The organism is Luteimonas sp. RIT-PG2_3 (assembly GCF_054902115.1).
In genome coordinates this window covers 1-6,417 of record NZ_JBUBPF010000023.1, presented here as the reverse complement: position 1 = coordinate 6,417, position 6,417 = coordinate 1, and the positions used below count along the sequence as shown (strand labels likewise).

At 55.7% G+C, this 6,417-nt stretch carries 6 protein-coding genes; all 6 read left to right on the top strand.

All coding sequences use genetic code 11. The features are described 5' to 3' along the window. Nucleotides 1-586: 586 nt before the first annotated feature. The 6 genes from ACYX7E_RS18825 to ACYX7E_RS18800 all read left to right on the top strand — a co-directional run bounded on the left by ACYX7E_RS18825 (nt 587) and on the right by ACYX7E_RS18800 (nt 5,963). A complete protein-coding gene (locus ACYX7E_RS18825) occupies nt 587-967 on the top strand; it encodes a DUF6869 domain-containing protein (RefSeq protein WP_462082153.1) in 381 nt (126 codons plus the stop codon). A 118-nt stretch (nt 968-1,085) separates the two neighbouring features. Continuing rightward, complete coding sequence (locus ACYX7E_RS18820; RefSeq protein WP_462082152.1) at nt 1,086-1,484, top strand: hypothetical protein; 399 nt, start codon at nt 1,086-1,088, stop codon at nt 1,482-1,484. 630 nt (nt 1,485-2,114) lie between these two features. Continuing rightward, nucleotides 2,115-2,594, top strand: a complete 480-nt coding sequence (locus tag ACYX7E_RS18815; RefSeq protein WP_462082151.1) for a hypothetical protein — start codon at nt 2,115-2,117, stop codon at nt 2,592-2,594. Between the two features lie 17 nt (nt 2,595-2,611). After that, on the top strand, nt 2,612-3,154 hold the full coding sequence (locus tag ACYX7E_RS18810; protein ID WP_462082150.1) for a hypothetical protein: 543 nt from the start codon (nt 2,612-2,614) through the stop codon (nt 3,152-3,154). A gap of 17 nt (nt 3,155-3,171) precedes the next feature. Then, nucleotides 3,172-3,447 carry a hypothetical protein gene (locus tag ACYX7E_RS18805; protein ID WP_462082149.1) on the top strand — a complete coding sequence of 92 codons (276 nt, stop codon included), beginning with the start codon at nt 3,172-3,174 and terminating at the stop codon, nt 3,445-3,447. Between the two features lie 2,129 nt (nt 3,448-5,576). After that, on the top strand, nt 5,577-5,963 hold the full coding sequence (locus ACYX7E_RS18800) for a hypothetical protein (protein ID WP_462082148.1): 387 nt from the start codon (nt 5,577-5,579) through the stop codon (nt 5,961-5,963). Nucleotides 5,964-6,417: the final 454 nt, after the last annotated feature.

Here is a 6,417-nt window from a genome sequence, read left to right as displayed (position 1 = left end):
TTGGCTTTGTAGTTGTCCTAGCGGCCGGGCTGCATCAGCTCGCCGCGTCCTGGTCGGACTAGGCCTAACAATTCATTCAAGCCGAACCCGCATCTTGGCTTTGCTCAAACATCCGATATCGGCTGTATTCTTGACTCACAACCGATCCGTTGCGGATCGGCTTAATTCAGGCGTTAGGGCCCATGCCAAGCATCACTGCAAGCGGTTTCAGAGTCCTCGTTGCTTTAGCTTTCCTTGTTGCTGCACTCGGCGGCATCTGGCGTGGCATCGCATCCTGCGGTGGCCATGTCTGGCAAAACCAAGCAATGCTAGCGGCACTCGCTTTAGCAGCTCTCTCGATTGCTCTGCTCGCACCAAGCCAGGGCCCGTCGCTCCCGCGCCGCACAGTTCTCGCTATTGCCGTTATCGGCACGTTCTTCGTCGTTCGTGCCATATCCGCCCCGTTCTACCCAACCTTCCCGGGCTCCGGAGACTACTTTCGCCAGGTGGGCATGGCACTTTCGGCAGGGCCGTGCTAAATGGGCCCTAACAAGTCGTTCAAGCCGATGCCGCTTTGCGGCACGGCTTAACTCAGGCGTTAGGCCTCATGGAAACGAGATCGCCATCTGCATTGGCCGAAGAGTGGATTGAGAGATGGTCAACTCCTGATGCATCGGCTGGCGGCACGGTTGAAGCGTCTGCGCTCGATCGAGAGCTACCTAGAGAACAGCCGGACTTATGCCTCGCTGCAATTCTAGAAGTTCTCGGCCGCATAGATGCCTCATCACCAAACCAGTTGTTGGGAGTGCTTGCTGCTGGACCGTTTGAAGATCTTCTCAACTGCAACGGAGATGCCGTTGTTGCGGAGGTTGATTTACTTGCTCGCCGAGACCCTGGCTTTCGTTTACTGCTCAACGGTGTCTGGGACAGCGGTATCAAGCCGGACATTCTCGCTAGGCTGGCGAAGTACCGGAGCAACCCGTGGTGAGGCCTAACAATTCGTTCAAGCCGAACCCGCATCGGGGCACCACCTGGGTGCTTTTCCGCTACGCTAGCACCCAGTCGCCACCCCGCTACGGGTCGGCTTAACTCAGGCGTTAGGCGGCATGATCATTAATTCCAGCAACCGCAATAATCTTCGACATCCACATCTCTGGGCATTGCTGGCTGCCGTAGCGCTTACAGGGTGCACGCACAACGCTCTTGGACTGAAGATGGAGTCGAGAGCTTTTGCGACGCAGCTTGGTTTTCCTCATTGCGACGTGTATGCGCCTCTCAGTCAAGAAGATCTTCTCGCCAGCGCCAGACGCATCGGAATTGAGAACTTGGAGGCTTCATCTGAGTGGGCTAATGTTGTGGCGACTGCCATTCCAAATGACCAACTGCGCTTGATAAATTGCCCCAATAGCCGTCGTGTGCGCGGCTCAAGGGGTGGATATTCGTTCTACGGTCTATTTCAAAGAGACCGCTTAGTTCTTGAGTCCGGACAAGTGATCAATGACTAGAAGGCGCGTGCCGTCTAACAGTTCATTCAAGCCGAAGCCGCTTCGCGGCTCGGCTTAATTCGGGCGTTAAGCAGCATGAGCAAGTTCAATGCGGCTTCAAAGGTTCTATTCATTGCGGCGCTTCTAGCCGGGGCGCTCGGGCTCATGTGGCTACTGTCCGCCCAAACAACTGCTCATCTACGTTTCGGGGATTGCGGCCCCAGCGTTCTTGAGCACGTGGATTCGTACTGCCAGGTAGCGGCCCGTCTACTTTATCGCTCTTACGGCAGCTTAGCTCTGGCGATAGTGCTGTTAGGCGCAGGGCTTTACCTGCGGCGTCGGTCTCGGCATGCTGCCTAACAATTCATTCAAGCCGACACCGCGCCGCGGTGCGGCTCAATTCAGGCGTTAGGCGTGTGGCTTTTCACTGGTTCGGCATCGCGGCTTGCGGCCTAGCGCCAGCCAGCTGAAACTTGGCGAGTCACCGCATCGGAGCGTCCACGTGGCAAGCCCAGCATCGGAAGCATCGCAAGACAATCAGCTTGTCGACTTGCCAGCCCTGCTGGCAACCTTCGTTGGGCTATCCAGGCCTAACAATTTGCTCAAGCCGAAGCCGCTTCGCGGCTCGGCTTATCTCAGGTGTTAGGGCTCATGAAAAGCATCTTCTTAGCCGCGCTTCTAGCAAACAGCCCCGTGGCAAGTGATGGGTACGAGCCTGCGGTATGGCTGTCCAACTCACGCGTGCTGGCATACTCTCCCAGCACTCTTCGAGCCCCTCATCCGCTGGTACTTTCTTTGGGTCCTGGGCATGGCCGTGAGTTGGCTATCCGCCGCGTATCTGACAACACTTGGTACTTCCTAGTCGGTCACATGCCTCCGGATGGTGAGCCGCAGTTGATGGCGCCGGAGAAGTTTGCTGCGGCTACCCGCATCGAGGTGCCGACTTCGCTCAGAGGCCGCGCTTCAGAGGCCGACTCGCTTGTGCCAATCTTCAGTCGCCCGGGAGCGTATGAAGCATATGTATCGGACAATCTCGAGTCTGAGGAGGGCGGCTACGTGTGCAGCTTCAACTACACCGGCATGAGCCCTAACAAATCATTCAAGCCGAACCCGCTTCGCGGCGCGGCTTAATTCAGGTGTTAGGCCACATGAGAAAGTTCTTCGCCCTGTTGGTTCTCTCAGTCCTGCCAAGCACTGCACTTGCCCACAAAGACCGCGTTTTACCTATTCAATCGGATGGCACACTTGCGGCAATACCTTCACACTACGGGCCAGTCAAAGTTGAGATAAAGCGATCTAAGGATGATGCGAAAGAAGTGACTGGTCTTGTGGTCTCATCCCCACGCTTTCGTACTTCGCTTAATCAATGCGTCATACGCAAGCTTGACAACGTAATTCAGGTATCGGCAAGCGGTTCTTGGTATCACAATTTCAATGACCAACCACCATACTTCACGCTTTCTTTCTACAGCAGCCGCAATGACCCGAGAGGCGAAAACAACGAGTACTACTCAGTTACATTCTCGCTTCTTGATGGCCAGGTCCTCTCCGGCTTTCGCTCTCGTGTAAGTATCTTCGGAGACTGGCGCGGACGGTACATCTACCCCGCAGATCGCTGTTCGCATTGGCGGTGGGCGGGCATGTTGCCTAACAATTCATTCAAGCCGACGCCGCTTCGCGGCGCGGCTTAATTCAGGCGTTAGGCCTCATGACCGAGCACATCGTTGATTTAGAGAAACGACTACTAGCCGCTGCGATCTTTGAGCTGAGAGTCCTGTTGTCGGCCCATATAGACCCAAGCTCCGATAGTCCGGAGACGTCGGCTGCTTTATTTGCCTACGCACTACATAGCCAGGCATTGGCTGTGCTGGACGGTCGACCGATCGATGTGGCTGAGGCTCTCGATGCGGTTGCGAGACTGGAGTCGCGCTTGGGCAGTGCATACGTCCAGCACTTCCGAAAAGTCGTCCTCAATGAGGCCTAACAATTCGTTCAAGCCGATGTCGCTTCGCGGCACGGCTTAATTCAGGCGTTAGGCGTGTAGGTTTTCATTGGTTCGGCATCACGGCTTGTGGCCGCGCGCTGACTAGCTGGCACTTGGCGCGGTATCGCATCGGAGCGTCCACGTGGCAACCCCTGCATCGGAAGCATCGCAAGACAATCAGCTTGTCGACTTGCCAGCCTTGCTGGCGACCTTCGTTGGCCCATCCAGGCCTAACAATTCGCTCAAGCCGAGCCCGCTTCGCGGGCCGGCTTAGCCCAGGCGTTAGGCCGCTAATGAACACTTGTCGCTCCTGTGACTACTGGTCAAGCCCGCGCGGGTTTCAGCGTCCCGGCGATTACTATTGGGTCCAGATATAGCTGCTGGAGTGGATTAAGCAGGGCAAGCTGGCTATCGTTTCTTGTGAGGGGTTCCCGGCAAATGACGCAACACCAGACAACCGCCCAGCTCAATCGCTCTCTGCCCTATTCGAGTGCACAGACTGCCACCGGAAACTTGACTTGGTCTTGGACGTTGACGCTTGTCGGGGTGGCTTGTTCGCGGCCTAACAATTCATTCAAGCCGACGCCGCTTCGCGGCGCGGCTTAATTCAGGCGTTAGGCCTCACAAATGCAATCCGAGCTCCGCTTCACTCGCCATGGTTGCCGACCGAGCTACGATGTGTCGGTTCGTCTAAGTGCGGAACCCGCTGACTCATTGTCGGTGGTTGTGAATTCAAAGATCACCCTAGAACAAAATCTTCTTAACGCTGTTGTACTCGGAGTTCGTTCCGCATGCTCAGCAACTCCACCACCAGCTCCTCTAGTCATTACGGTAGTCGAGGCAATCGATCATTCTGGTTGCACTGGTGAACTTGGCTTCAAGATCTGCGGTGAGGCAGCCATGTACCATCTCCTTGGACTACCGGACAAGGCCCCATTCCCAGGCTATGTGCTGGGTAAGGCCTAACAATTCATTCAAGCCGAACATGTCCGCTGACGCGGCCAAATCGGCTTAATTCAGGCGTTAGCCGGGTGGATTCTTCGTTGGGTTGGCATTGCGGCTTGCGGCCGCGCATCGGCCAGTTGGCACTTGGCGGGTCACCGCATCGGAGCGTTTACGTGGCAAGCCCCGCATCGGAAGCACCGCGCGACCATCAGTCTGTCGGCTTGCCAGCTTGGCCGGCGACCTTCTTCGGGCTGTATTGGCCTAACCAGTCAATCAAGCCGAAACCGCTTCGCGGTTCGGCTTATTTCCAGCATTAGGCCCACAGGGGAGAACAATGCGAATTCCAACTCTCGCCTTAGTGGCGCTTCTCTCGTTCCCAACCTCCGCCACGCCGGACTACACGTACTGCGAAATCACGGGCCTTGCGCTCGGCGCTGACAAAGAGTTTGTTGGCTCTGTCGCTTCACGCATAGTGGATCGTCAGGGCTTAACGGGCGAGCCAGGGTGTCAGGCCGTTTGGCAAGACGCGTAACGCACTGGCAAGCGCCTTTCTGCTGGAGAGCAGTGGTCAGAATTGGACGCTGTAAAGTGGCGCAAGCTTCAAGACTTCGAGACCAGGGTTCTGGACAGTGTCATCAACGGTCTGCAGCTTTGGCTGTAGGCCTAACAATTCATTCAAGCCGACGCCGCTTCGCGGCGCGGCTTAACTCAAGCGTTAGCCGTCAATGCAAATTTCATCGTTGCTTCTAGATCAACTGCCAAACCGTCTTCCTGACGTGAGCTTCCGTATCGGCAGCATTCCTGATGCAGTCGTTGTCTTTCCGGCGGCACATTCGGACTTCGGAGATGTTTAGGTCTGCGATGACGGAGATGAGCTTACGATCAACATCGGAAACTTTACTCACAGCCACTTCTCCAACTATTCCCACGCATCGGATGTGGAAAAGGCCCAAGAGATTGTTGACTCCACACTTTCCTTCTTATCTGATATTTTAAAGATCATCTCGTGTTCTGGGGCAGCCAGAAATCTGGGGGCGGGGGTTCCACAGAGACGAGTTGCCAAACCCGGCATTCCCTCCGGATGGTTCGTTATACGTTTGGTCGGGGCCTTATGGTGACGGCTAACAATTCATTCAAGCTGAACCCGCTTCGCGGCTCGGCTTAATTCAGGCGTTAGGCTGCACATGAGCACTCCAGCGATCCCACCATCCTTCGTTCAAGTTGCAAACTTCGTCCGTGAATTTGCTGGCCTAGATGACTCAAAGGGAATTTCGCTGGATACTCGCTTGGAAGCAGACCTTGGCGTGACTGGCGGAGACGGTGACGATCTGCTGCAAGTGGCCGCACAGCACTTCAATTCTCGGCTTTCCGGCCAAGACGGTTATGTCACAACATTTGTTCTTGCTCCTAATGAATATCTGTTCCATCCAGAGGGGCTTGACCTTCTTGGTGTCGGCGCGGCGGTTGGTCGCTTGTTGGGACGGCCCAAGCATGTCGTGCGCGACTTGACTGTGGGGGAGCTTCATGACGCAATCTGCCGCAACAGGCTGGCTGGCGTCGGTGCAGCCTAACAATTCATTCAAGCCGACGCCGCTTCGCGGCGCAGCATAATTCAGGTGTTAGGCCGCGGGAATAGAAGCACATAAATTGGGGGGTACTAATGCGAAAGCTCATGGACTGGATTGGCGCGCTGATCTGTATATCCATCGTACTGCGCGCCGTGTTCTATCTTGGGGCCAAGGCCTACTTCGGCGTTGGATACAGTGGGTATGACTTGGTGGCCATTCCTATTGGTCTTGTTGCGGCTTACGTCGGATACATGTACTTTTGTCGCATCTTTGGTGAACGATGTGTTGCTGTTTAGTCTCCAGCGGCCTAACAATTCATTCAAGCCGACGCCGCTTCGCGGTGCGGCTTAATTCAGGCGTTAGGGTCCAATGGGAGCACTCGACCACTCCGTAGCAACACTTCGATTCTTCGGTGATGACCTCGTCCCCGAGAGAGTCAGTGCATTGCTTGGTGCGA

Excerpts from the sequence above, each read along its gene's own strand:
- ACYX7E_RS18825 (WP_462082153.1), top strand. The coding sequence starts at position 587 with ATGGAAACGAGATCGCCATCTGCATTGGCCGAAGAGTGGATTGAGAGA.
- ACYX7E_RS18820 (WP_462082152.1), top strand. The coding sequence starts at position 1,086 with ATGATCATTAATTCCAGCAACCGCAATAATCTTCGACATCCACATCTC.
- ACYX7E_RS18815 (WP_462082151.1), top strand. The coding sequence starts at position 2,115 with ATGAAAAGCATCTTCTTAGCCGCGCTTCTAGCAAACAGCCCCGTGGCA.
- ACYX7E_RS18810 (WP_462082150.1), top strand. The coding sequence starts at position 2,612 with ATGAGAAAGTTCTTCGCCCTGTTGGTTCTCTCAGTCCTGCCAAGCACT.
- ACYX7E_RS18805 (WP_462082149.1), top strand. The coding sequence starts at position 3,172 with ATGACCGAGCACATCGTTGATTTAGAGAAACGACTACTAGCCGCTGCG.
- ACYX7E_RS18800 (WP_462082148.1), top strand. The coding sequence starts at position 5,577 with ATGAGCACTCCAGCGATCCCACCATCCTTCGTTCAAGTTGCAAACTTC.